Origin of the sequence: Corynebacterium sp. MSK158 (genome assembly GCF_030229085.1) — a bacterium.
In the GTDB taxonomy this organism is placed as follows: Bacteria; Actinomycetota; Actinomycetes; order Mycobacteriales; family Mycobacteriaceae; genus Corynebacterium.
Genome location: NZ_JASPHJ010000001.1, coordinates 292,701 through 316,627, shown reverse-complemented (window position 1 = coordinate 316,627; position 23,927 = coordinate 292,701). Strand labels below are relative to the sequence as shown.

The following is a 23,927-nucleotide window of genomic DNA, read 5'->3' as shown; positions in this document are numbered from 1 at the left end:
TCGGGCTAGACTTTGTGCACATGACTGTGCTGTTGCTCGATGAACGCTGGCCCACCATGATCCCCATGCAGGCGCACGGGAAGCTGCGTGGCCCTGTCCACTTCACGGGTGAGGTACCCGTGTCCGTACGGTGGAATTTTTCCGATCTGCTGGTAGGCGAGGACGCCACCGGCACCTTGGTAAGCACCGACGAATACGATCCGGAAACTCGCACCCGCCTTGCTACCGGCGAGCCCGTCATTCGCGCCGAATCCCTCGCGGATCCCATCATGCAGGCGCGCCAGACCATGGCCATGGCGCGGCGCATTGGGGAGTGGGAGCGCGAGCAAACCCACACCTCGCTCTTGCCCTATCTTGAGGAGGAGTCCGCCGAATTCGCCGCGGCCGTGCGTAACCGCGAACCGGAAAGCGAGATGCTGAAGGAATTGGGCGATGTCTTCCTCCAAGTACTCTTCCATGCGGAAATCTCCACCTTTTCGCTTGACGACGTCGCCCAGAGCTTCCTCACCAAAATGCGCGCCCGCGCCCCATACCTCTTTGATGGCACCACGGAGATTGTCGACGTTGACACGCAAGAGAGGCTGTGGCGCGAAGGCAAGGGAATGTAGGATGGCTTCTCATGAAGAGGCTGCTGCAGATATTCGGGGGCTGCGGGGTGGCCGTAGCCGTGATCATCGCGCTGGTGGCCTGGCTGTTGACGGGGCACGGCACTTCCCAAGAGCCCGTACCGGAAAACATTCCGCCCGTTGAAGGCAAAGAGGTCGCGCACATTGACGTCAACGCCCCCGGCCGCACGGCGGATAAGCTCACCTACTGGGCCTCTGACCTAGCTGAGCAGACCGGTATCCCACCGGCCGCCTTGCGCGCTTATGGCAACGCCGAACTCATCGCTCAACAAAAATGGCCGAATTGCCATCTGCGCTGGAATACCCTTGCCGGCCTAGGCTACGTGGAGACCCGCCACGGCACCTACAACGGCAATTGGTTTAAGCCCTCCAAGCTTGACGACGCCGGCTACCCCCAGCCACCCATCAACGGCATCGCCCTCGATGGACTAAACAATACGGCGCACACCCCAGATACCGATAACGGCAAAATCGATGGGGATTCTGAATATGACCGTGCCGTTGGCCCAATGCAATTTATCCCGACTACATGGGAATCGGTGGGCGCTGATGCTAACGGCGATGGGAAGGCAGATCCCAATCAAATTGACGACGCCGCAGTCGGCGCCGCCGGACTTCTATGCTTTGGTGATAGAGATCTCTCTAACCCAGAACAGTGGGAGGAAGCAGTCCTAAATTACAACCAGTCCAGCGAGTATTTGCATAAAGTTGCACGTGCCGCCAATGCCTACTCGGTTCCGCAAAGTGCCAAGTAGTGTCACGCAGCAGAGTTTTCTGCAACAATTGAGAACGTAGCTGGGCCGGCTGGTCCAGAGCGAATTTATTTACGAGGAGTGAAAAACAGCATGGCCGATATCATCCACACTTTCGCCCGCGAAATTCTTGATTCCCGTGGCAACCCAACCATTGAGGCCGAGGTCTTCCTTGATGACGGCGCCCGCGGTGTTGCCGGCGTTCCTTCCGGTGCTTCTACCGGTGTGCACGAGGCTCACGAGCTGCGCGACGGTGGCGAGCGCTACCAGGGTAAGGGTGTTCTGAAGGCTGTTGAGAACATCAACGAGAAGATTGCCGACGAAATTGCTGGCTTCGAAGCTGACGACCAGCGCCTCATTGACCAGGCACTGATTAAGCTGGACGGTACCGATAACAAGTCCGAGCTCGGCGCTAACGCTATCTTGGGCGTTTCCATCGCCGCAGCCAAGGCCGCTGCAGAGTCCGCTGCACTGCCTCTGTACCGCTACATCGGCGGCCCGAATGCTCACGTACTGCCAGTGCCGATGATGAACATCCTCAACGGCGGCGCACACGCTGACTCCGGCGTTGACGTCCAGGAATTCATGATCGCTCCGATTGGTGCGGAGTCCTTCGCCGAGGCTCTTCGCATGGGCGCCGAGGTCTACCACGCATTGAAGGCAGTGCTGAAGGACAAGGGTCTGTCCACCGGTCTGGGCGACGAGGGCGGCTTCGCTCCGTCCGTTGACTCCACCAAGGCTGCTCTCGACGTCATCGTGGACGCCATCAAGAAGGCCGGCTTCGAGCCAGGCAAGGACGTAGCACTCGCACTCGACGTTGCTTCCTCCGAGTTCTTCAAGGACGGCAAGTACCACTTCGAGGGCGGCGAGCACACCGCTGAAGAAATGTCCAAGGTCTATGAGGGCCTCATCGACGAGTACCCGATCGTCTCCATCGAGGATCCGCTGCAGGAAGATGACTGGGATGGCTACACCGCCCTGACCGCCGCGATTGGCGAGAAGGTGCAGATCGTTGGCGATGACTTCTTCGTCACCAACCCTGCTCGTCTGCAGGAAGGCATTGAGAAGAAGGCTGCCAACGCCCTGCTGGTTAAGGTCAACCAGATCGGTACCCTGACCGAGACCTTCGATGCTGTCGAGCTGGCTCACCGCAATGGTTACCGCACCATGATGTCCCACCGCTCCGGTGAGACCGAGGACACCACCATTGCAGACTTGGCTGTCGCTCTGAACTGCGGCCAGATCAAGACCGGTGCACCGGCTCGTTCCGAGCGCGTAGCTAAGTACAACCAGCTGCTGCGCATCGAGCAGGAGCTTGGCGACGGCGCAGTCTACGCCGGCCGCTCCGCTTTCCCGCGCTTTAAGGCCTAAACGCCTCCCTTTGTAGCGCCCTCGCATTGCCGCGGGGGCGCTTTCGCATGTCTAGGTATTGTTGCCAGGTTTGCTTCCAATTCATGGTTCGCGGTGCCAAAGGACCCTCCGCTCGGTCAATTTCGAAGGTGCCGTCCGAAAAGAGCCAGGCGACGTCCCCAGTGATGGGATCCATGATGTAGCGGGCCCTACCATCGGTCTTCACATTGTGGTGGTGCTGACAAAGGGTGACAAGATTATCGACACTCGTCGGCCCGCCGTCGGCATACTCCACCCGATGATCAAGCTGGCAGTAATGCGCCGGCATGGAACACCCCGGCCAACGGCACGTGGCATCGCGACCGTGGACCCATGTCCTGATTTGCTCGGTGGGGACGTAGGATGATGTTTCTTCTGGGCACAGCTCGCGAGTCATCGAGTAAGTGCTTAAGTGTTCGGTAAGGACGCACCATCCCGCCGACGGAATATATACCCGAGAAGCATCGTCACCCGCTGCATAGGTATTGATTACTACTTTTGTCTGGGTGCGATTAAAGATCAGCGCCTCCAAAGCCTCTGACTTAGTGATGTTCTTCTTTCGCGCTGCCTTATCGATGTGCCGTGAAATAGCACTGGCGGTTGCTTTATCCGTCTTCAGAGTGATGGTGGCTTGGCCTTTGGAATAAGAAATGGAAACGGAGCGCTCGATTTCCTTCTCAATATCTGGTTTGAGAATGCCATCGATGTAGTCGCGCAAGAATCTACGGATTTCAGATTCCGTGGGTACATGCTGAGCAGGTTCCTTCGGGGTGAGAAAGTCTGCAAGGGCGGCATCGACTAGTTGGATGCCCTCGGCGTCGTCGCCAAGCGGGGCAAGCTCGGCATCGATGACGTGCAGTCGCGGGAGGTCTAGAATCCAATGTTCGGTTTGCACTGCAGTGGTTAGGGGCAATTCACGCATGCGCAGGTGAGAGCGCAGTGCGGATAAAACGCGCCAGTAGCTCAAGCCCACCCGTTTAGCTAAAGCAGCGGTAGTGCATTCGACATCGTCTTCTAATCGTGGAAGTACGGATTGGTATAGCTGCCAAGATTGAATGCGTTGGAGCATACCCAAAACACAAACCGTATCGTCGAGGTTATTGGTAGAAAAATAAGCTTTCTTTGGTGGTGCGTCGCTGGCTGTCACGGAAAGTTCCCCCTCTGGAATAAATCGCACACCCAATCGAATTTCTGCCCTTAGTATAAGCCGCCCTGCTGGCTTGCGCAAGCCCCGAAACGAAAAATTGTGCGAAACTCCGGGAGAGGTTTAGTAGCTGAAAATTTTGTCAGCCACTGCTTCGAGTTCCTTATCGTCATACTTGTCACCGCAGGTGGCGAGGGAACCCACGCCAGCCATGTACATGGTAAAAAGCTTATCTGGAAGGGGAGAAGCCGCTGATATCTCAAGCTTTTCGTAGACGGGAGCGTATTTCCTATCGAACTCTTCAAGATTAGGGACGAGTTCTTCAAATGCGCTGTCGCCATGGGTTAGCAAATACTTGGCGTCGTCCAGGATTTGCTCATTCTCGCAGGCAACAGCTCCAGCCTTTTTCAGGGTCGTGGCATTGACCTCGTAGCTTGTAGGGCCATCGTCCTCTTCGGAAGCCCCAGCGCCGAACACGTCTAGGTAAAAGTCCGGGATAGTGCCGTGTTCTTTTATATGGTAAATGAAGCCGCTTTTGGTATTGAGGTCGTGTTTTCTGCTTGTGGTGCTGGGGGTTTCGCTGCTGGTAGGGATTTCGCTAGTGGGGGATTCCGCTTCGCTGGTGGCTTCTTCTTTGTGGTCGGTCGAGCTGCACCCGGTAAGTAGGGTGCCTACGGCGGCTAGAAGGAGGAGACGCTTGAGGGGCATAGCTATTCCTTAAGTGGGGAATATGATTCGAGGTTCTAGCTGGAATGGATGGCCTCAGCGACCTCTTCCAGTTCCTCATCGCTGAATTCATCGCCGCAAGACATCACGGCACCGAGTGGGGACATCGCTGCAGCCATGATCTTGTCATTGTCTGGTGCGTCATCGGGGATGTTCAGTGCTTCAAAAACATCACTGTATTTACCATCAGAGCCGCTGACTGATGACATAACAGCTTCCCCAAATTTGTCGGTGTTGCCTCGGAAATACTCCTTTGAGATGTCGAGCAATTCATCATTCTCGCAGGTAGCTTCGCCGGCCTTCTTGACGGAGTCCGCGTTGGTTTCAAAGGTCTCGGGCTGATCGTCTCCCTCGAGCTCGTCAGCATCATGGTTGATGTAATCGTCCGGCAGGGTCTTATACTCCTTGAGGTACTCGGTCATGCCGTCGGTGGTGTTCAGGTCGTAGCCATCACCGTAGACGGGATATTCGCCGTCTTGGGCGGAGGGGCTGCAGCTGGCGAGGAATAGGGTTGCGGTGAGAACGGGGAGGATGCGCTTGAGGGACATGAAACTTCCTTCCTGGGAGGGAGAATTTCTTTTAGTGTATCCAAATTGCGCGTGCCACGTCCCTGTTACAGGAGTGACGACGCTAGGATTAAAGACCTATGGCACGCGAAAAGAAGACGCAGCGAAACCGGAGCCGCACTAGGGTTCCGGTGGCCTCGCGTGCTGCGGATATCCGCAAAGCTCAGCGTGCACAACTGAAGCAGAAACAGAAGCCGGACCGGATGAGTATTGCCGGAGTGGGCGTGATCGTTGCCATCGTGCTTGTGGTTTTGTTTGCCATCGCTATTCCGCTGCGCAATTACTACCATGGCCGGTCCGAAATTGCCCGCCTCAATGAGTCAATCGCCGCCAAGCAGGATGAGAAGGCTGCTTTGCTGGAGAAGATTGATAGATATAAGTCCGATGAGTACATCAAGCAGGAGGCGCGGCGCCGATTCGGGGTCGTCGATGAGGGCGAGACCGCCTACCGCATCATTGACCCGCAGATTAAGCCGGATGACCAGCTCACTACAGATGGTCAGAAGGAAGAAGATTCCCGCGAATGGTACGAAGTTTTGTGGGATTCCGTAGCCGAGCCCCCTGAGGAGGAAGCTCCATCCGAGCAGGTAAATCATCTTCCGATCGAGCCGGCGCCGGAAGAAAACCCGGATGTGCGATAATTGTCCGCATGACCGTCACTGATGCAGATATCGCTGTAGTAACTGAGCAATTGGGCCGTACCCCGCGCGGGGTCCTCGAGGTTTCTTATCGCACGCCGGATGGGCAGCCCGCGGTAATTAAGACGGCGCCCAAGCTTGCCGACGGCACCCCATTCCCCACCCTCTACTACCTCACCGACCCACGGCTTACGGCCGAAGCTTCACGCTTGGAGGTCGCCCACGTGATGAAGTGGATGGAAGCCCGCTTGGGTGAGGACGAGGAATTGGCTGCCGACTATCAGCGCGCCCACGAATATTTCTTGGCCAAGCGCAATGATATTGAAGACCTTGGCACCGATTTCTCCGGTGGTGGCATGCCCGATCGAGTCAAGTGCCTGCATGTGCTCATCGCGTACGCGCTTGCTGAAGGCCCACAGCATTTCCGATTGGGAACTGAAGCAGTGGCCATGGCCGCTGACCACGGCAAGCTTCGAGGCTCTGCCATCCCGCAAGATTGGCCCAGCGTAGAGGAACTGGGGATTGACCTGGCCCAATTCGATTTCTCTAATGCGGAATAGGAGGGCTGCTATGACTCGCGTTGCTGCGATTGATTGCGGTACCAATTCGATTCGCTTGCTCATCTCTGAAATTCAGGATGACGGCAAAGTTCGCGATATTACCCGCACCATGGAAATCATCCGCCTGGGAGAAGGAGTCGATGCCACTGGCGAAATCGCCCCTGCGGCCCTAGACCGCGCCCGCGTGGCCTTGGAAGGCTACGTACGCCAGATGAAGTTTGAGAAGGTCACCCGCGTGCGGATGGTCGCTACCTCCGCTACTCGCGATGCCAAGAACCAACAGGAATTCTTCGACATGACCGCTGAGTTGCTCGGCCAAATTCAGCCTGGCGCACAGGCCGAGGTCGTCTCGGGCGAGGAAGAGGCTCTGTTGTCCTTTAATGGTGCCGTGGCCGATGTGGAGCCAGACCGCGGGCCATTCTGTGTCATCGATCTGGGCGGCGGTTCGACCGAGTTCGTCGTAGGCACGGCCGATGGCGATATCTTGGGCACCCACTCGGCTCGCATGGGGTGCGTCAGGCTAACCGAGCGCATTATGCGAACAGATCCGCCTACCGAGTCGGAGATTGAGATCGCTTCCGAGTACGTCGGCGAGCGCACGTCAGAAGTGGAGAAGATAGTACCTATTTCTAAGGCCCGTACCATCGTCGGCTGCGCAGGCACTTTCACCACTCTTTCTGCATTGGCTCAGGGCCTTGAGCGCTACGACGCCGATGCCATTCACGGGTCTGAACTCCGCTTCGATGCCCTGCGCGTGCTTTTGCAGCAGCTTATTAGCCTGCCTTCCGACGTCCGCGCCCTCAACCCCGTCATTCACCCCGGCCGTGCCGACGTCATTGGCGGTGGGGCGGTAGCCGTCGAAGGTATCATGCAGCTTATCGAGCGCAATTGCGATGCGCGCAGCTTTTTCATCAGTGAAAAGGATATTCTCGACGGCATTATCGCTGGTCTGGCTGCGGAGGGTACCCCTCGTTAACTCCCGCAGGGTGAGGTGGCCTAAAATATTCCTTGCCCTTGCCCCCATAGCCCAATCGGCAGAGGCAGTCGACTTAAAATCGATTCAGTGTGGGTTCGAGTCCCACTGGGGGCACCATGTGAAGTCTCGAGACATCGTTCTGAAAGGTGTCTCGAGACTTTTCTCGTCAATAGGTCTCCACAGACTTTATACGGGAGCTACCCACAAAACTTCTAGCTAAATGGAAAGAATGTGGAACTTTATGCGGTGGTGTCTCGTTGAATGGGGTGAGATAGCTAAATTGCACCTCTCTTAGAAAGGACAACCGTGCGTTCAAGCAATCCGGTAATGAGTTCTCTGACCGAAAATAGTAGCCGCCAAAATTCTGGTTACGCGGACGTATCTACCCGTCCCATGACCGTGGATGACGTAGTGACCAAGACGGGTATTACCCTCGGCGTTATCATCGTTGCCGCAGCCATCAACTTTGCCCTGGGAATGCTAGTAAGCCCAGGTATCGCCATGGCTTTGACTCTGGTCGGTGGTATCGGTGGCTTCATTACCGTTCTCGTTGCCTCTTTTGGCAAGAAGTGGGGTTCTGCTGCAGTCACCCTGATTTATGCCGTCTTTGAAGGCCTATTTGTCGGTGGGTTCTCCTTGATGTTCGCCAACGTCAACTTCCATGGCGAGGGCGGCATGGCCATCATTGGCCAAGCGATTGTCGGCACGATTGGTGTATTTATTGGCATGCTGATTGTGTACAAGACTGGCGCAGTGAAGGTGACTCCGAAGTTCACCAAGATCCTTTTCGGCTTGATTGCTGGCGTTGCTGTCATGGCCCTTGTTAACTTCTTGGGCGCGGTTTTCTTTGACTTCAACCCACTGCGTGATGGTGGCCCGATTGCCATCATCTTCTCGCTTGTCTGCATCGTTCTTGGTGCCCTGTCCTTCCTGACCGACTTTGATCAGGCTGACCGCATGATCCGCGCTGGTGCTCCCGCTAAGAATGCGTGGGGCGTTGCTCTCGGCCTCGCTGTGACCTTGGTCTGGCTCTACACTGAGATTCTCCGTTTGCTGAGCTATTTCCAGCGAGACTAATTGACTCTGTTGTATTGGCCCGCACTTCGGTGCGGGCCTTTTTGTTGCCGAGAATCGCTTACAAACGTGTAATTTCTGGGGTAATTCTGGGGGATAAAGTGCGGGTTTAACCTTCATTTGGTCTACAAAACCACTCCCAGGACTGATACAGCTAATGAGCAGGAAATTTCGCCCTTTAGACGTGATGGATGTGACGTATGGGACAAATAGATTTGTTAAATTGCCGTTAACCTTTGCAGTTGCGTAGAAAATTCTTGGAGTCTCATGCATGCTGTGTACTGGAACGGGAAATACGAAGTGAAAAGTTCTCTGTTTCACTCTTCCTGTTCCTCTCGTCAGGAAGTGAGTGCGCGAAGGATTGTTGTGAAGCGTCAGGTCACCGTAGCAACGTTGATGGTCAGTACCGTTATGCTGAGTAGCTGCGTTGCGGATATCGGCACGAGGAGCGCGTCAGAGGAAACCACCAAGGTGGACGAATCTGGTGGCATTAGTTCGGCCGACGGTGCAGGGGGAACCAACGGGGACCTGGGGGATGACGCGGAAGGCAATCAGGGGGAATCGGCAGACACTAATGGCGGGAAGAATGCGGACGGCGCCGGCCAACCGGGGGAGGCCGGCGCCACGGGGTCGGAAGACATTTCCGGCGTCCTACCACCACTGGGGGAATTCGATCCGGCAGACCCGAGCTTCGAGCTTTTTGATCCGTGTACGGAGATTCCTCGCGAGCATCTTCGAGCCTTCGGACTCGGTGATCAGATTGAGGATTCAGGACAGCAATCGGGGTTTTCCTTTTGTGCTTTTGACAGTGTCGAAGGCACTGGAGGAGCTGTCATTGGATTGACTACTTCTAGGCAATCATTTGATGGCGCAGAAGTACAAATAGCCTCCCTATCTGACGGTGGCGGACACAGTGTGCCGATAGTGCAGATCGAAAGTGAATTGTTCGGAGATATGTTCTGTACTGTCGGCGTTTCTACTTCGCGTGGAATTCTAAAAGTTAGTCATTCTGGGAAACGAGCTGTCGATGACTACGAAGCTAAATGCTCACACGCCGAAAAACTGCTAAACAAATTTTACTGAAAATAAGCATCGGGGGAATTATGGAATTGCGACCGGACAACGTCATGGCTACTGCTATGAAAACGGAAAATCTGAAGGAGGAAATTGCACTATCTGGAGGTCGCACATATTCGCCTCTTGATGCTGGATTTTCTCCCGTTGTTGGGATTGACCATGTGGGATCCGTTCACCAACGAGTTCTTGAAACTGATCCTGGCTCTGCACGGTCTTCGTTGAAGGCATTTTCGGAACAGTTGGATTGGCTACAAGATAGTCTGGGTAGGGAAGCTCGAGGGTTTCAGGCGCAGGAGGACGCGAATAGTCGGGGAATGGAGATCGCGGATGCGGGTGGGGATATTGGCATTGAGTCGATGCCGATTATGAACCAGCCGGAGCCGGGGTACAGCCCATTTGGGTTTTCCATGCCGGTGGTGAATGTCGGTACGGACATCGTGAAGCTGGCTACGGACCTGATGTCAACGCAGATTTGGAATGTGTCGGAGGCGAATGCGCGGTGGAGCTCGTTGGCGTCGGAAGTTGACGATATCGTTAGCGGGTTACAGGAAGCAGCCGGGTCTTTGGAAGGCGAGAACGACAGCGAAGCCACGTCGAGAGCGGCGGCAAAGATTAGGGAAGTGGCGGCGTCGGGAAGCCACTTTGTGGCAAATGCCAAGGTAATGGGGGAGAAGCTGACCGGATTTCACGCTAAGCTGATGGGCATGCAGCCTACTGCGATGGCCATGGCGATGGAAGTGATGGCCATTCCAGAACCGGTCGAGCGCGAGATTGCGGAAAAGGCCGCATTGGCCGCATTGCAACCTGACCTGCAGCGTTTCGCGGTTGAGGCAATGCCGTACCAGCACGCTTTGATGGAACAATCGCCGGCGTCAGGAGGCGGCGGTGTCGACGCGGGCCTCGCCGGAGTTGACGGTGATGGGCAGCGATACACCACCGATGTCGTGGTATGGCCAAAGAAGATTGCGGAAGCGATAGCGCGAGGTGATTTGGGGCCGGGGAACTTCGACGTCGTCAATGGCAATGTGGACGGGCTAGAAGCAGTGGGGATGAGCCCACAAGAAATTAATGATTTTCACCAGCAGATGCATACTAGCGGCAGGAATGCGCTGGAAAAGCTGGGCCTGGGAGACCACCTAGCCATCGATGGAAATGAAGTGTCCACCCAAGGTGCATCCACGCCGGGCGTAACTGCGCCGAACGGGGCGATGGGGCAGGTTCCTGGTGGTACAGCGCATCCGGTTGCCGCAGGAGCACATGCAGGCGCGCTTCACGGCGGCGGTGCGATGGCGCCGACAGCTACAGGACAATCCGCTACTTCCGGGATGGCGCCGATGATGGCCCCCGGAAGGCCTGCGGATGCGGGCCGCGGCGTACTCGGCGGTCAGTCGCCACGAGGCGGAATTGGATCCGCCGCAGGAAAGGTAAATGGCAACGCCGATATTGCGCGTGCCGGAAGAGGAGCGCAGTCGGGCCACCACTTTGGACGAGGAGCCGGAGCGCCCTACGCCGGTGTCGGTTCAGGCGTGCGCGCTAGCCATAGCAATGCATTCGGCGGTGGTTCGGGTATGCGGCCCGGCGTGGGTGGCGGCCTTGGTCTTGGAACAGGCAGCAGTGAAAGTGCTGTGGCAGCGCGCGGTGGCAATGCAGGTCGCTCAACCGGAGGGGCGCGAGCCTATGGTCCAATGATGGGGATGCGCGGAGGCAAAGATAGTGAGAAAAAGCGCGTAAAGTCCGTCACCACGCAGGTGGAACGGGATCCAAATAAGCGGGACCTGCTGGGAGAGCCGCCCGCTGTCGTACCCGGTGTCATCGGGGATTGGGTGCGGGAAGTGGACCCAGAAAAATAGCATAAAAAAGGGGCCGAGGAAATCCCTCGGCCCTTCAAGCCATATTACTGCTGTGGCAGTTCGGTGGCGGTGCCGTTCAAGTGCGGCTGTGCTGGCTCTTCTGGAACACCGGACTCGACTACAGGTGCTTCCTCTTCAATAACGGTCTCGGGTGCGGAAGAGCTGGTCTCAGCATCCTTCTGCATCGGGGCCTCACCGGTGAAGGTGGAGGCATTTTCTACCTTGGAATCAGAATCCTGCTGGTTAGGTGGGTGGCAAGCAGCGAGGGAGAGGCCAGCGGTGAAGACCAGGCCAGCGGCGGCGAAACGGGAGAACTTCTTCATGGGGATGTGCTCTTTCTCCAGAGTGGTATGTGGTTAAAAGTTTAGGACTCGCGTGGAGCAGCGGCCTTAGCAGAATCATACGGCGCTGCGGATTCGATGGTGACCGAAATGGTCTTGCCATTCGGAGCGGTGTACTCGCGGGTCTCGCCCTCTTGTGCGCCAAGGATGGCAGCGCCCAGCGGGGACTGCTCGGAATAGGTTTCTAGGTCCTTGTTATCGGAAGCAGCGGCGCGGGTACCGATGAGGAAGGTCTCCTTATCGTCCTTGTCACCATTGTAGTAAACGTGAACTACGGAACCGGTGTGGGCGACGCCCTCCTGAACAGCACCGCGCTCGGTGGTGGCATTCGCAAGAACCTCAGAAATCTGCTTAATGCGGGCCTCTTCCTGGTCCTGCATCTCACGAGCGGCGTCGTAACCGGCGTTCTCTTTGAGGTCGCCTTCCTCACGGCGCTCGTTGATCTCAGCCGCGACTACTGGGCGGTGGTCGATGAGCTCCTGCAGCTCGGCCTCGAGCTTTGCCTTGGTCTCTGGGGTGATGTACTGCTTTTGCTGCTCAGCCATTCTGCAACCTTCCGTAGATAGGAATTGTGGTCAAAGCCCCTGCTAATCCCTGGGGCTATAGGTAAAAGTGGAACCGGGCATATGCCCAGTTCTAGGCGCTACAAATCCTAGCACACGCGGCTAGCGGCTTTCCGCGTAGTCAGGGTTATCCATATCCAAGTATTCGGGGATATTGCCGGAACAACCATAGGCCCCGCCGGCTACGGCACGAGCGTTGGTTGGGACGTCGACAGCGATGCGCTGGGTTTCGTTTCCGCCCGCGGGAACGGGGAATTCGCGGCGGCCTACTTCGGACTTGGAGTAGTCAAATGCCTGGACAATGCAATAAGCATCTTCATCGGTGTGATTGCGGGTGACATCGACCCAAACGCGGGTGGAATCATCGCTCAAAACCTCTTGGGTCACGATGGACACCTGTGCGTTCACGCGCTCTTTTTCCTGGAAATACCGGAATCCGAAGAAAATAAGCGCGATAAAAATGGCGACAAAGATGAGCACCAGCGCCCTATTAGTCCAGCTACCAGAGTTCTTTTCAGAGGAGCCGCGGGAGCCGTAGCGGGCGGCTGAGCGAGATTTTCCGGCGGAAGTCATGGCTTCCACTCTAGCCGAGGGCAACTGTTTTCCAATTATCTACTAGGATAATCATCTGTTCAAAGAACCTAGATTAATAAGGGGATGGATTTTCAGTGAGCGATTTTCGCCTACTAGCTATCCACGCGCACCCAGACGATGAATCGTCCAAGGGTGCTGCAACCACCGCGCGCTATGCCGCAGAAGGCAATGAGGTTTTGGTGCTGACCTGTACCGGCGGCGAGCGCGGCGATGTGATTAACCCCGCCATGGATCGCCCGGGAATCAAGGAAAAGATGGGCGAGGTGCGCCGGGAAGAGATGGCTAACGCTGCGCGGGCGCTGGGCGTACAACATCGCTGGCTGGGCCACGTTGATTCCGGATTGCCGGACCCGGTTGAAGGCAAGACTATGGAGGAATTGCTGCCGGAGGGCTGTTTTGCGTTGCTGGGGGATGACACCGTTGCGCAGGAGTACGTCCAGGTTATACGCGAATTTCGTCCACACGTCATTGTTACCTATGACGAAAATGGTGGCTACCCGCACCCAGACCACCTAATGGTGCACCGGGCTTCCATGATCGCGTGGGAGAAGGCGGGCGATGCCGAGTATCACCCAGAGCTAGGTAAACCGTGGGCGCCGCTGAAGCTTTACTACTCGCACGGTTTCGTCTATCAGCGCATGAAGATGTTCCATGATCTGCTGTTAGAAGAGGGGAAGACCAGCCCTTATGGGCCGATGCTGGCGCGCTGGGACACCACTTTTGGAGATATCATGGCGCGTGTAACCACCCAGGTGGAATGCGCGGATTACTTCAGCAATCGCGAGGAGGCCTTGCGGGCGCACGCCACGCAGATCGATCCGGCGGGTGCCTTCTTGGCGACGTCGGTGGAGGTACAGCAGCGCCTTTGGCCCACCGAGGAGTTCGAGCTGGCGAAGACTCGTGTTTCTACCTCCCTGCCAGAAAATGACCTCTTCGCCGGCATCAAAGAGGAAGAGGAGGCTTAAGATATGAGCATGTATGGCTCTTTCGTGCTTGCCGCACATGACGTATTTGTACTCGCCCAAGGAACCGAGGGCGCCGAAGGTGGCCCAATGGGCCCTGAATTTGGCAAAGCTTCGCCCATTGGCCTGCTGATCTTGGCGCTTATGGGTGTTGCGGTGTTGTTTGCGGGCTGGAATTTCCATCGCCGTTACTCTCGCTTTCGCCGCCGCATGATGTTTGCGGAAGATCACGGAATCGATCCGTTCGATGAGGAAGCCGTGGATGAGGCGATGAAGGAAGCCGGCATTTACGATAACCGCAAGAAGTCCATTTTCTAGGCGGATAGACTAATGAGCGTGAGTTCTCTCAAGCAGCTGGCCTACCCAGCTTATGAAGCGCGTCTGGCGCGCCTGATCAAGGGCAAGCCGCAGCCTAAGCACATCGCCATCATGGCCGATGGCAATCGTCGGTGGGCGCGTGAGGCTGGGTTTACCGATATCAGCCATGGTCACCGCCAAGGCGCGAAGAAAATCGGAGAGATGATTTCGTGGTGCCGCGATACCGATATCGAAGTGGTCACCATTTATTTGCTGTCCACGGAGAACCTGAAGCGCAGCGAGCAGGAAGTAGAGCTGCTCTTTGACATCATCTTGGACGTGGTCACGCACCTATCCCATAGCGACGTCGGTTGTCAGGTGCGCCTTGTTGGACACCTCGATCTGCTCCCAGATGATATTCGCCAGCGCATGGTGACGGCGGCGGCGGAAACCAAAGACAATACGGGTGTCATCGTCAATGTGGCGGTGGGCTATGGCGGGCGCCAAGAAATTGTGGACGCCGTGCAGAACTTGGTGCGTGCGGAAGCAGAGAAGGGAACTACCGCAGCGGAGATGGCGGACCGGGTCACCGCAGAATCCATTGGGGAGCACCTGTATACCAAGGGACTTCCGGACCCGGATTTGGTTATCCGCACCTCTGGTGAACAACGCCTGTCGGGCTTCCTCCTGTGGCAGGCCGCGTACTCCGAAATTTGGTTCACGGATACCTACTGGCCTGCATTCCGCAAGGTGGACTTCCTCCGCGCCTTGCGGGATTATTCCCAACGTTCGCGCCGCTTTGGCAAATAGGCGCTAGAGCTTGCGCATCCGCACCTGTTCTACCAGGTGATGTGAGCCCTTTTTCAGCACGAGGGAGGCTCGCACACGGGTGGGCAGGATATTCTCGACCAAGTTCGGCAGGTTAATGGACTGCCAAATTTCGCGGGCCTGGTCGCGGGCCTCCTCATCGTTCATGTCTGCGAAGGCAGAGAAGTGGGCGTTGGGCTCGCGGAAAGCGGTGTGGCGCAGAGTAAGGAAACGGTCGATATACCACTGCTCGATATCATCGGTGCGGGCATCAACATATACCGAGAAATCAAAGAGGTCCGCCACGGTCAACGTGGGGCTCGTTTGTAGTACATTGAGCCCTTCCAGAATAAGGATGTCGGGCTGGTGAACTTCTTGATATTCCCCGTCCACAATGTCATAGGAGATATGGGAATACAGCGGCGCCTTGACCAGAGGCTTTCCTGATTTTACGTCCGTGACGAAGCGAAGGAGTGCACGCCGGTCGTAGGATTCTGGAAATCCCTTGCGCTGCATGAGGCCGCGTTTCTTGAGGGTTTCGGTGGGGAAGAGGAAGCCGTCCGTTGTTACGAGCGCCACCTTGGGGTGGGACTCCCAGCGTTGCAGGAGCACCTGAAGGAGGCGGGCGGTGGTGGATTTTCCCACTGCCACGGAGCCAGCCACACCGATGACAAAGGGAACGTGCGTCGGAGGATTGCCTAAGAAGGATTCGGTAGCCGTGGTGAGTTGCTGGCGTGCCATGACCTGCATATGGATGAGGCGGGAGAGGGGGAGGTAGACATCAGCTACCTCGTCTAGGTCTATGCGGTCTCCTAGGCCGCGAAGCTTTTCCACCTCGGTTTCCGTGAGCACCTGAGGCATGGATTTGCGCAGTTCACGCCAGGTCTCACGGTCAAAATCTAGGTAGGGACTCGAATCCAATGTGCGCGCCATGGCTCCATTGTTGCACTTGCATAATCTGTGGGTAAAAGTATGCCCCCTTAGGGAGCATGGCACGATAAGATATGCAGCATCCCATACCGCTTGATTTTGAGAAGGGGACCACACCTTTATGGCTTCTTTTACCTCTGACCTCCGCGACCTCGATCCGGACGTATTCGGCGCAATTCAGGGAGAGGTTTCCCGCCAGCGCGAAACCCTGGAAATGATCGCCTCTGAGAACTTTGTGCCTCGCGCCGTGCTCCAAGCACAGGGCTCCGTGCTCACTAACAAGTACGCCGAGGGCTACCCGGGTCGCCGCTACTACGGCGGCTGCGAGCATGTCGACGTCGTGGAGGACCTAGCCCGCAACCGCGCTAAGGAACTCTTTGGTGCGGAATTCGCCAACGTTCAACCGCACTCCGGTGCGCAGGCGAACGCAGCGGTGCTTTCCACCATCGCTGAGCCGGGCGACAAGATTTTGGGCCTGTCCCTGGCTCACGGCGGCCACCTTACCCACGGCATGAAGTTGAACTTCTCTGGCAAGCTTTATGATGTCGCCGCCTACGAGGTGGATCCAGAGACCATGCGTGTGGACATGGATAAGCTGCGCGAGCAGGCGCTGAAGGAAAAGCCGAAGGTCATTATCGGCGGCTGGTCGGCCTACCCGCGAACCATGGATTTCGCGGCCTTCCGTGAAATTGCTGATGAGGTCGGCGCTTACCTGTGGGTGGATATGGCTCACTTTGCTGGTCTCGTGGCGGCCGGCCTGCACCCGAGTCCAGTGCCTCACGCGGATATCGTGTCCACCACCGTGCATAAGACCCTGGGTGGCCCGCGCTCCGGCATGATTTTGGCGAAGCAGGATTATGCCAAGAAGATCAATTCCAACGTCTTCCCGGGCCAGCAGGGCGGACCGCTGATGCACGTGGTCGCTGCCAAGGCCATTGCTATGAAGATTGCCGCTACCCAGGAATTCAAGGAGCGCCAGGAGCGCACCTTGGAGGGCGCTCGCATTCTGGCAGAGCGCCTTACCGCAGAAGATGCCAAGGCGGCTGGCGTGGACGTGCTGACCGGCGGCACCGATGTGCACTTGGTCTTGGCGGATCTGCGCAATTCCGAATTGGATGGACAGCAGGCAGAGGATCTGCTGCACGAGGTAGGCATTACCGTTAACCGCAATGCCGTACCGAATGACCCGCGTCCGCCGATGGTCACCTCCGGTTTGCGCATTGGTACTTCTGCGCTAGCAACCCGCGGCCTCGATGCCGAAGCTTTCACCGAGGTTGCAGATATTATCGGTACCGCTCTGGTGCAGGGCAAGAATGCCGATGTAGAGGCCCTGCGTGCTCGCGTGGACAAGATTGCCCAGCACTACCCGCTGTATGAGGGCCTCGAGGACTGGAAGCTGGTCTAGTCTTTAACCTCATGGCCACGGGCCTGCGCCATGGTGGCGCGGGCCTGCTGGAGCCATTCCGGCTGCTCTTGGAGGAGCTGATTGATTGCCGCTGTGGTCAGCGGCTTATCCATATCGTTCTTCTTGAGCGCGGTTACAGAGATCCCCAACTTATGGGCAACCTCGGGGCGGGGATGGGGGCCTTCGCGGCGCAAGGTTTGTAGCCACTCGGGTGGGTTATGCTGCAATTCGCGCAGCTCTTCGTGGCTAATGGCACTATTCTGGAACTCGTCCGGCGCGGCGGGCAGGTAGATGCCTAACTTCTTCGCCGCGGTTTGGGCACGCATTGCGGTGCCGGATGGTTGCTTTTGTTCTTCAGTCACGCTTTTACCGTAGCACTTTCAGTAGACTGTCCTCTATGCTGCGCTTAGCTTTTGCCACTGGTACAGAACCTGGAAAGTGGTTTCGCCGATTCGAGGAAAATACTGCTCATGGTGGCTTGTACACCGTTGATGCGGACGATGCGCTAGCTCCGCTGGTAGCCGGCGAGGTGGACCTAGCTCTTGCGCGCCTGCCGGATGCGCGGGTGGATGACACCTTTCATGTGGTGCGACTTTATAAAGAGGCCCCTGGCATTGCCGTTCCCAAAGACTCAGTCTATGCGGAGGTGGGCGAGGAGCTTGCGCTTGCCGACGTCGCCGATGAACCCCTCAACTACCGCCTCGCCGATTCCGGACTTGTCGATGTCCCCGCAGTCCGCGACGCCCTGCAGGTAGTGGCGGCCAATGTGGGAATTGCGATTGCGCCGCGGCCCCTGTTGAAGGTCCTGAGCAAAAAGCAGGTGGTGCCGTTGAGCCTTAAGGACGAGTCCGTGCCGGTAACGGAGATTGCATTGGTGTGGCGCAAGGACGATGACGGGGAGGCAATTCAGGACTTCGTGGGCGTCGCTAAGGGCCGCACGGCGCGTTCCTCCCGCCAAGAGAAGCCGAGGCGCAGCGCCAGGGAAAAGGCGAAAGCGAAGCAGGCGCGGAGAAACGTTAACAATTTGTTACAAAAGAAAAAGAAGGCCCCTAAGCAGCGCAAACGTAGGTAGCCCTTTACTGTTTGCTGTCTACTTCCTGTCCGGGTGGGTGGCACCAGCTGGGAGTCGTCGTTACGGTGGGCGTCGTTCGTCATGAAGGGCGATTTAACAATAAATTTAGAATTAACTTACTTTCTTGATGAAAGGATGATGCAGTAATGCAGAAGATGACCCGTCGTATCGCAGGTGGTTTTGCAGCCGCAACCCTGTCCGTTGCTCTCGTAGCGTGCTCCGATGCTGAGGATGCAGCTAACGACGCTAAGGATTCCGCCGGCTCCGTAGCAGCAGACGCTACCGACGCTGCTGGCTCCGCTGCTGCTGAGGCTACTTCCAATGATGACGCGGACGACAAGGATGACGCCGACGATGCGGACGCTTCCGAAGGTGCGGATGCTTCCGACGACGCCGACGACAAGGATGACGCTGACGACCAGGGCGGCGCTACCAAGTCCATCGCTACCGCTAACGGTGACGTAGATGTTCCGGCTGATTTCGCTTCCGCTATTGAAGAGAAGAAGGCTGAGTGGGGCGACGTAAAGAACATCGAGCAGGGTGACAATGATGAGTTCCTCGCTAACTTCGATAACGGCAACCTGCTGACCTTCGACGACGATGAGGGCGCTCAGCCTATCGTCGGCAAGATTGCTGAAACCTGGAAGGAGCAGGGCGGCCTGGACTCTGAGGTAGGCCTGCCTAAGGCTGCTGAGGAAAAGGCTGCTCAGGGCAAGGGCTGGACCCAGCAGTTCGACGATGGTGTTATCTCCTGGATCCAGGACGAGAGCGGCAAGTTCACCTCCTCCGTAGAGAAGTAAAAAGCTCCTTTAGAGCTTCTCCCTCTGCAGCATGTGCTGCGGAGGGATTTTTCGTTTTCTTAATGTTCATCTTGCACCCATGTAATTTCAACCTTCGGTGCCTACTTTGGGTGGCAACCCCGGGGATTCGGGGTCATTCGGAAGAAGTCTGATCTACCGCACACTAAGGGAGAACCCTGCCACTATGTCTCGTCCCTCTGTACTTTCTACTCCGCTTGCCACTACTGATAACGCCGTCGCTACCAAGACCTATGTAGTGGATACTTCGGTCTTGCTGTCTGACCCTTGGGCCCTGCGCAAATTTGCAGAACACGATGTGGTCCTTCCCGTTGTAGTTATTTCTGAACTGGAAGGAAAACGTCATCACCCGGAGCTTGGCTGGTTCGCCCGCCAAGCTCTTCGCTTTTTGGAGGAGCTGCGCGCTACCTATGAGGCCTTAGACCAGCCGGTGCCCGTCAACGTGGATGGCGGCACCCTGCGCGTGGAATTGAACCATCAAGACCAATCCTTGCTGCCTACCGCGTTCCGCGGGCCAGAAGGCGACCACCGCATCTTGGCGTGCGCTCTCAACCTTGCGCACGAAGGGAAGGACACCGTGCTGGTCACGAAGGACGTGCCGCTGCGTGTGAAAGCCGGTGCGGTAGGCGTGCAGGCGGATGAGTATCACGCCCAGGACGTAGTCTTGACCGGCTATACCGGAATGGCGACGGTGCAAGCCAGCTCGGATGTCATCGATGCCCTCTATCGTAATGGGGAAGTCATGCTAGACGGCGTCGAAACTGAAAAGGGTACCGCCGTGGAGGATCTGCCGGTGCACTGCGGCTTGACCTTGGCGGCGGGTGCGCAATCCGCGCTGGGGCGCATGAGTGCTGATGGCGTGGTCGAGCTCGTACGTGGTGATATCAATGCCTTTGGCCTTCAGGGGCGCTCCGCGGAGCAGCGTATCGCTTTGGATTTGCTGATGGACCCAAACGTGGGAATTGTCTCCATCGGTGGCCGCGCCGGCACCGGCAAGTCGGCACTTGCGCTGTGCGCCGGTTTGGAGGCGGTGCTCGAGCGCGGGGAGCACCGGCGCATTGTGGTCTTTCGCCCGATGTATGCGGTTGGCGGGCAGTCGCTGGGATACTTACCGGGCACTGAATCGGACAAGATGAACCCGTGGGCGCAGGCGGTCTATGACACCTTGGAGGGCTTGGTGTCTGACAATGTCATGGAAGAGGTACACGAGCGCGGCCTTATCGAAGTCTTGCCGCTGACGCATATTCGCGGGCGCTCGCTGCATGATGCTTTTGTCATCGTGGATGAGGCGCAGTCCTTGGAGCGAAACGTCTTGCTTACTGTGCTTTCTCGGTTGGGGAAGGGCTCGCGAGTAGTTCTTACTCACGATGTGGCACAGCGCGATAACCTTCGTGTGGGCCGACACGACGGAGTCCAAGCAGTGATTGAAAAGCTCAAGGGGCACGAGCTTTTTGCGCATATTACTCTGCAACGTTCTGAGCGCTCTGCCATTGCGGAGCTCGTCACTGACCTGTTGGAAGGCGGCAACTAGTTCGAGTTCGTTCGCGTTTGGCGATCTTTATGTGTACAGCGTGGCGAAGCTGGGCATAGCCCAGTAATAATGTTGTATATGAGCGAGAACGCTAAGCAGACGTCTTCGGACGACAAGAAGAAAGATTTCCGCATCCGCCCCTTTACCGCGGCGGACTATCCGCAGATGCGAGAGATCTATGAACAGGGGCTCAATACTGGGCACGCTACCTATGAGACCCGATCCCTGACCTTTGAAGAATTTAAAGCTGGCAAGATCATGCCTTCGGTGCATGTGGCCGTTGAAGCAGATGATGATTCTAAGGTCTTGGGGTGGGTTTCCGCGGCACCGGTATCTACCCGCACCGTCTTCCACGGAGTAGTGGAGGACTCCATCTACCTAGGAGCCGAGGCACAGGGCCGCGGCATTGGCGGCGCACTTCTAGACCGCCTGATCGAGGTGTGCCAGGACCTGCACAAGTGGGCCATCCACTCATGGATTTTCCCTGAAAATGCAGGTTCTGCGGGACTGCATAAGTCGCGCGGCTTCGTGAAGGTGGGCACCTACTCGCATATGGCGAAGATGACCTACGGCGAGCTTGCGGGCCAGTGGCGCGATACCGACGTATATGAGCTGCTTTTGCCCAAGCCGGAGGAAAAGAAGCGGTAGCTTCCCCAGCGCATACAAGCCCCTGCTCGAACCACACTCGTGGTAACGATGGCAGGGGCTTTTTGCTGAGACCTTAGAACGAGGGAAACGCTACACTGCAGGAACGTCCCAGGTGCCAAACCAACGCTGAGCTTGTGAGCGCATGTCATCGCTCAAGCGGCAAAAGCGCGGGATTGGGGTATCGTGCGCACGGGCTAGGGACACTGGATAGTCCCTTGTGCGCCACACCTCGATGGGACCGGACTGGATTTCCAACGCCGCGTGAAGGCCGCCGGGGGCATAGCCGAGGGCGGATTCAATGGGGGCGTCGGCAAGCGGGAGTGCATCGCGCAAGGCGTGCAGCTCTCGGCTTGTGGCCTGTACTTCTGCAGGTGAAAGTGACATTAGTCAATCGTTTCCTTCAAACGTTCCTCGCGCAGTGGCAGGAGGAGGATGAGGGCGACGATGACCAATGGAACCATCAGGGCGATGACCGGGGTCAGGCCGTCATTATAGGAGTTGAGGATTGCTTCCTCGATGGGCTGAGGGAAGGAGGCAACCAAATCCGGGGTGAGGCTATTGGCACCGCCGTCAGCATCGCCGAATTTCTCTGCATAGGCGGCACCCTCCGGGCCCATCTTCTGGAAAGCCTCCGGCATGCGGGTGGCCATCTCATCCTTCATATTGTGGATGAACATGGAGCCAACCAGGGAAGCGCCCAGTGCAGAACCGATCTGGCGGAAGAAGTTATTCGCTGCGGTAGCTGTACCCACCTGGGACAGGGGGAAGGAGTTCTGGACGATGAGCACGAGGACCTGGATAACCATGCCCAAGCCGATGCCGAAGACCAGGAACTCGCAGCCCAGCTGCTTCAGGGAAGTCTCCACGGTTAGGTGAGACATCCAGAACAATGCACCAGCAGTAATTGCCAGGCCGATGATGGGGTAGACCTTGTAGTGACCGGTGCGGGCGATGATAAAGCCTACGCCAGTGGAGGTACCGATGAGGCCCACCATCATCGGGATCATCATGAGACCCGCCTTGGTTGGGGTCAGGGTGTGCACCATCTGCAGATAGGTTGGCATGTAGCCCAGAACGCCGAACATTGCCAGGCCAAGTACCACGCCGGAGAGGGTGGTTAGGGCCATGTTGCGGTTCTTGAACAGACGGACCGGGATGAGAGGTTCTTTAGCGCGTAGCTCCACCAGGATGGTGATGATGGCGCCAATGATGGTGATGGCACCCAAGGTGAGGATCATGGAAGAGCCCCATTCGTACTCGGTGCCACCCCAGGTGGTCATGAGGATAAGTGAAGCGGTAGTAATCGCGATGAAGGTGGCGCCGAGCCAGTCAAAGCGCTTCATATCGGCATCACCCACGCGCAGGTGCAGCACGAGAGTGCACACGATGATGGCGAGGATGCCCAGCGGAATGTTCATCCACATTCCCCAGCGCCAGCCTGGGCCGTCGGTGAACCAGCCGCCGAGGACGGGGCCGAGAACCGAGGACAGGCCAAAGACGCCGCCCATGATGCCCATGAACTTGCCGCGCTCACGGGAGGAGGTGACCTCGGCGATGATGGACTGGGAGGAAATCATCATAAAACCTGCGCCAAAGCCCTGCACAGCGCGGGCGATGATCAGCAGCGTCATGGAGTTAGCAAAGCCGCCGAGGGTAGAGCCCACGACGAAGGTGGCGATACCGCCGATGTAGAGCCACTTGCGGCCCAGCATGTCACCCAACTTGCCGGAAATAGGCATAGCGATGGTCATGGTGACAAGGAAGGCGGAGATGACCCAGCTCATGTGGTCGACGCCGCCCAGCTCACCAACGATGGTTGGAAGAGCAGAAGAGAAGATCATTTGGCCCAAAGAGCTCATCAGCATGGTGAGCATCAAAGCCGAGAAGATAAGCCCGAGGTTATCGGCTCGGGATTGGCCCTGCGAGGGGGCCTTAGTAGCCGTATCTACCATCGCATTCCTTTCATAAAATCTGTTATTAGCGTGAGGGAGGCATCGAGTCGCGCGTGGAGGTCCTTGCTGCAATCCGCATCGGGGGATGCCATCGCGAGCCAAAGTGCCTCGCGGACGAGGCCGGCGATGAGCATCGCCTCGGTGCTCGAGGAGCAGCTATCGAGGACGCGAAGCTCCGGTTCTGTGGTGAGGCGTTCTTCAATGAGATCGATAAGCTCAATGGATTTTGCCCGCTTCCGGCTTATTGCCGCCGCGGCCGCATCCGGATCATTAGAGATGCGCTTGCGGCGGTCCCGGATGGTCGGGTTGATGTGGTGGCCTTCCATGTGTTGCCTGACCAACTGGAGGACGAGTCCTACCATGCTGGTCGTTGGCTCAGTGAGGAAGAATTCCCGCATCTCCTCCGTAAACTCGGTGCTCGGGGCGCCCAGTACGGCGGATTCTTTGGAATCGAAATAATTGAAGAAAGTGCGCCGAGAAATACCGGCTACTTCGCAGATCCTCTCAATCGTGACCGCGCTAAAGGATTGTTCATCCACCAGCTTCGTGGCGGCATCCTCGATGCGCAGGCGAGTCTCGAGGCGCTTCTGCTCGCGTAGTGATAATTCTTCTTGCACGCCATGCAACTT

At 57.1% G+C, this 23,927-nt stretch carries 28 protein-coding genes and 1 tRNA gene; 18 read left to right on the top strand and 11 right to left on the bottom strand.

Going from position 1 to position 23,927, the window contains the following annotated elements; translation table 11 throughout:
* Positions 1–20 precede the first annotated feature (20 nt).
* The 3 genes from QP915_RS01485 (at position 21) to eno (ending at position 2,749) form a co-directional block, all read left to right on the top strand.
* Positions 21–608, top strand: coding sequence for a MazG nucleotide pyrophosphohydrolase domain-containing protein (locus QP915_RS01485; RefSeq protein WP_284767621.1), 588 nt, complete (start codon positions 21–23; stop codon positions 606–608).
* Between the two features lie 11 nt (positions 609–619).
* Positions 620–1,381 (top strand): lytic transglycosylase domain-containing protein, encoded by a 762-nt coding sequence (locus QP915_RS01480; protein WP_239277828.1) that lies wholly within the window; start codon positions 620–622, stop codon positions 1,379–1,381.
* 90 nt (positions 1,382–1,471) lie between these two features.
* Positions 1,472–2,749 carry a phosphopyruvate hydratase gene (eno, locus tag QP915_RS01475; RefSeq protein WP_239277829.1) on the top strand — a complete coding sequence of 426 codons (1,278 nt, stop codon included), beginning with the start codon at positions 1,472–1,474 and terminating at the stop codon, positions 2,747–2,749.
* Here eno and QP915_RS01470 read toward each other — a convergent pair.
* The 3 genes from QP915_RS01470 to QP915_RS01460 all read right to left on the bottom strand — a co-directional run bounded on the left by QP915_RS01470 (position 2,739) and on the right by QP915_RS01460 (position 5,185).
* On the bottom strand, positions 2,739–3,740 hold the full coding sequence (locus QP915_RS01470) for an HNH endonuclease signature motif containing protein (protein ID WP_284767756.1): 1,002 nt from the start codon (positions 3,738–3,740) through the stop codon (positions 2,739–2,741). The two genes, eno and QP915_RS01470, sit on opposite strands and share 11 nt — an antisense overlap.
* A 294-nt stretch (positions 3,741–4,034) precedes the next feature.
* Positions 4,035–4,619 carry a hypothetical protein gene (locus tag QP915_RS01465; RefSeq protein ID WP_284767620.1) on the bottom strand — a complete coding sequence of 195 codons (585 nt, stop codon included), beginning with the start codon at positions 4,617–4,619 and terminating at the stop codon, positions 4,035–4,037.
* A 35-nt stretch (positions 4,620–4,654) separates the two neighbouring features.
* A complete protein-coding gene (locus tag QP915_RS01460) occupies positions 4,655–5,185 on the bottom strand; it encodes a ribonuclease (RefSeq protein ID WP_284767619.1) in 531 nt (176 codons plus the stop codon).
* A 98-nt stretch (positions 5,186–5,283) separates the two neighbouring features.
* Between QP915_RS01460 and QP915_RS01455 the strand changes: the two genes are divergently transcribed.
* The 7 genes from QP915_RS01455 (at position 5,284) to QP915_RS01425 (ending at position 11,378) form a co-directional block, all read left to right on the top strand.
* Positions 5,284–5,844 carry an FtsB family cell division protein gene (locus QP915_RS01455; protein WP_150850942.1) on the top strand — a complete coding sequence of 187 codons (561 nt, stop codon included), beginning with the start codon at positions 5,284–5,286 and terminating at the stop codon, positions 5,842–5,844.
* A gap of 8 nt (positions 5,845–5,852) precedes the next feature.
* Positions 5,853–6,401 (top strand): DUF501 domain-containing protein, encoded by a 549-nt coding sequence (locus tag QP915_RS01450; protein WP_284766909.1) that lies wholly within the window; start codon positions 5,853–5,855, stop codon positions 6,399–6,401.
* 10 nt (positions 6,402–6,411) lie between these two features.
* Complete coding sequence (locus QP915_RS01445; protein ID WP_284767616.1) at positions 6,412–7,377, top strand: Ppx/GppA phosphatase family protein; 966 nt, start codon at positions 6,412–6,414, stop codon at positions 7,375–7,377.
* A 40-nt stretch (positions 7,378–7,417) separates the two neighbouring features.
* A tRNA-Leu gene (locus QP915_RS01440) sits at positions 7,418–7,494 on the top strand.
* Between the two features lie 189 nt (positions 7,495–7,683).
* Positions 7,684–8,454, top strand: a complete 771-nt coding sequence (locus tag QP915_RS01435) for a Bax inhibitor-1/YccA family protein (RefSeq protein WP_284767615.1) — start codon at positions 7,684–7,686, stop codon at positions 8,452–8,454.
* A gap of 264 nt (positions 8,455–8,718) precedes the next feature.
* Entirely contained in the window at positions 8,719–9,534 is an 816-nt protein-coding gene (locus QP915_RS01430; protein WP_284767614.1) for a DUF3558 family protein, read from the top strand.
* A gap of 20 nt (positions 9,535–9,554) precedes the next feature.
* Positions 9,555–11,378, top strand: a complete 1,824-nt coding sequence (locus QP915_RS01425) for a hypothetical protein (protein WP_350309417.1) — start codon at positions 9,555–9,557, stop codon at positions 11,376–11,378.
* A 44-nt stretch (positions 11,379–11,422) separates the two neighbouring features.
* Here QP915_RS01425 and QP915_RS01420 read toward each other — a convergent pair whose 3' ends face one another.
* The 3 genes from QP915_RS01420 to QP915_RS01410 all read right to left on the bottom strand — a co-directional run bounded on the left by QP915_RS01420 (position 11,423) and on the right by QP915_RS01410 (position 12,855).
* Complete coding sequence (locus tag QP915_RS01420) at positions 11,423–11,701, bottom strand: thiamine biosynthesis protein X (protein ID WP_239192640.1); 279 nt, start codon at positions 11,699–11,701, stop codon at positions 11,423–11,425.
* A 41-nt stretch (positions 11,702–11,742) separates the two neighbouring features.
* On the bottom strand, positions 11,743–12,264 hold the full coding sequence (greA, locus tag QP915_RS01415; protein WP_005323614.1) for a transcription elongation factor GreA: 522 nt from the start codon (positions 12,262–12,264) through the stop codon (positions 11,743–11,745).
* A 120-nt stretch (positions 12,265–12,384) separates the two neighbouring features.
* Complete coding sequence (locus tag QP915_RS01410) at positions 12,385–12,855, bottom strand: DUF4307 domain-containing protein (protein WP_239277841.1); 471 nt, start codon at positions 12,853–12,855, stop codon at positions 12,385–12,387.
* A 95-nt stretch (positions 12,856–12,950) separates the two neighbouring features.
* On the opposite strand from QP915_RS01410, the gene mca reads away from it, so the two are divergent.
* From mca to QP915_RS01395, 3 genes are read left to right on the top strand one after another with little or no spacing between them, the layout of a single operon-like run.
* A complete protein-coding gene (gene mca / locus QP915_RS01405) occupies positions 12,951–13,841 on the top strand; it encodes a mycothiol conjugate amidase Mca (RefSeq protein ID WP_284767612.1) in 891 nt (296 codons plus the stop codon).
* Positions 13,842–13,844: 3 nt separating this feature from the next.
* On the top strand, positions 13,845–14,156 hold the full coding sequence (locus tag QP915_RS01400; RefSeq protein ID WP_204609642.1) for a hypothetical protein: 312 nt from the start codon (positions 13,845–13,847) through the stop codon (positions 14,154–14,156).
* 12 nt (positions 14,157–14,168) lie between these two features.
* Positions 14,169–14,945: an isoprenyl transferase gene (locus QP915_RS01395; protein WP_284767611.1), complete on the top strand. Its 777-nt coding sequence runs from the start codon at positions 14,169–14,171 to the stop codon at positions 14,943–14,945.
* Positions 14,946–14,948: 3 nt separating this feature from the next.
* On the opposite strand, the gene coaA is transcribed toward QP915_RS01395, so the two are convergent.
* Positions 14,949–15,875, bottom strand: a complete 927-nt coding sequence (gene coaA / locus QP915_RS01390; protein ID WP_005327431.1) for a type I pantothenate kinase — start codon at positions 15,873–15,875, stop codon at positions 14,949–14,951.
* 118 nt (positions 15,876–15,993) lie between these two features.
* Between coaA and glyA the strand changes: the two genes are divergently transcribed.
* Positions 15,994–17,277, top strand: coding sequence for a serine hydroxymethyltransferase (gene glyA, locus QP915_RS01385; RefSeq protein ID WP_284767610.1), 1,284 nt, complete (start codon positions 15,994–15,996; stop codon positions 17,275–17,277).
* Here glyA and QP915_RS01380 read toward each other — a convergent pair.
* Positions 17,274–17,603 (bottom strand): DUF5997 family protein, encoded by a 330-nt coding sequence (locus tag QP915_RS01380; RefSeq protein WP_284767754.1) that lies wholly within the window; start codon positions 17,601–17,603, stop codon positions 17,274–17,276. The two genes, glyA and QP915_RS01380, sit on opposite strands and share 4 nt — an antisense overlap.
* Positions 17,604–17,674: 71 nt before the next feature.
* Here QP915_RS01380 and QP915_RS01375 point away from each other — a divergent pair, with 71 nt between their 5' ends.
* The 4 genes from QP915_RS01375 to QP915_RS01360 all read left to right on the top strand — a co-directional run bounded on the left by QP915_RS01375 (position 17,675) and on the right by QP915_RS01360 (position 21,346).
* Positions 17,675–18,349: a LysR family transcriptional regulator substrate-binding protein gene (locus QP915_RS01375; protein WP_284767608.1), complete on the top strand. Its 675-nt coding sequence runs from the start codon at positions 17,675–17,677 to the stop codon at positions 18,347–18,349.
* 146 nt (positions 18,350–18,495) lie between these two features.
* The gene (locus QP915_RS01370) at positions 18,496–19,149 is read left to right on the top strand and encodes an LGFP repeat-containing protein (protein ID WP_284767607.1); all 654 of its coding nucleotides are present in this window, start codon (positions 18,496–18,498) and stop codon (positions 19,147–19,149) included.
* A 184-nt stretch (positions 19,150–19,333) separates the two neighbouring features.
* The gene (gene phoH2 / locus QP915_RS01365; RefSeq protein WP_284767606.1) at positions 19,334–20,698 is read left to right on the top strand and encodes an RNA 5'-3' helicase PhoH2; all 1,365 of its coding nucleotides are present in this window, start codon (positions 19,334–19,336) and stop codon (positions 20,696–20,698) included.
* 78 nt (positions 20,699–20,776) lie between these two features.
* On the top strand, positions 20,777–21,346 hold the full coding sequence (locus QP915_RS01360) for a GNAT family N-acetyltransferase (RefSeq protein WP_049378460.1): 570 nt from the start codon (positions 20,777–20,779) through the stop codon (positions 21,344–21,346).
* Between the two features lie 90 nt (positions 21,347–21,436).
* Here QP915_RS01360 and QP915_RS01355 read toward each other — a convergent pair whose 3' ends face one another.
* From QP915_RS01355 to QP915_RS01345, 3 genes are read right to left on the bottom strand one after another with little or no spacing between them, the layout of a single operon-like run.
* Positions 21,437–21,730: a DUF2316 family protein gene (locus tag QP915_RS01355; RefSeq protein WP_284767605.1), complete on the bottom strand. Its 294-nt coding sequence runs from the start codon at positions 21,728–21,730 to the stop codon at positions 21,437–21,439.
* Entirely contained in the window at positions 21,730–23,298 is a 1,569-nt protein-coding gene (locus tag QP915_RS01350) for an MDR family MFS transporter (protein ID WP_284767604.1), read from the bottom strand. The genes QP915_RS01355 and QP915_RS01350 overlap by 1 nt, the downstream gene beginning before the upstream one ends.
* On the bottom strand, positions 23,292–23,915 hold the full coding sequence (locus QP915_RS01345) for a TetR/AcrR family transcriptional regulator (RefSeq protein ID WP_284767603.1): 624 nt from the start codon (positions 23,913–23,915) through the stop codon (positions 23,292–23,294). The genes QP915_RS01350 and QP915_RS01345 overlap by 7 nt, the downstream gene beginning before the upstream one ends.
* Positions 23,916–23,927: the final 12 nt, after the last annotated feature.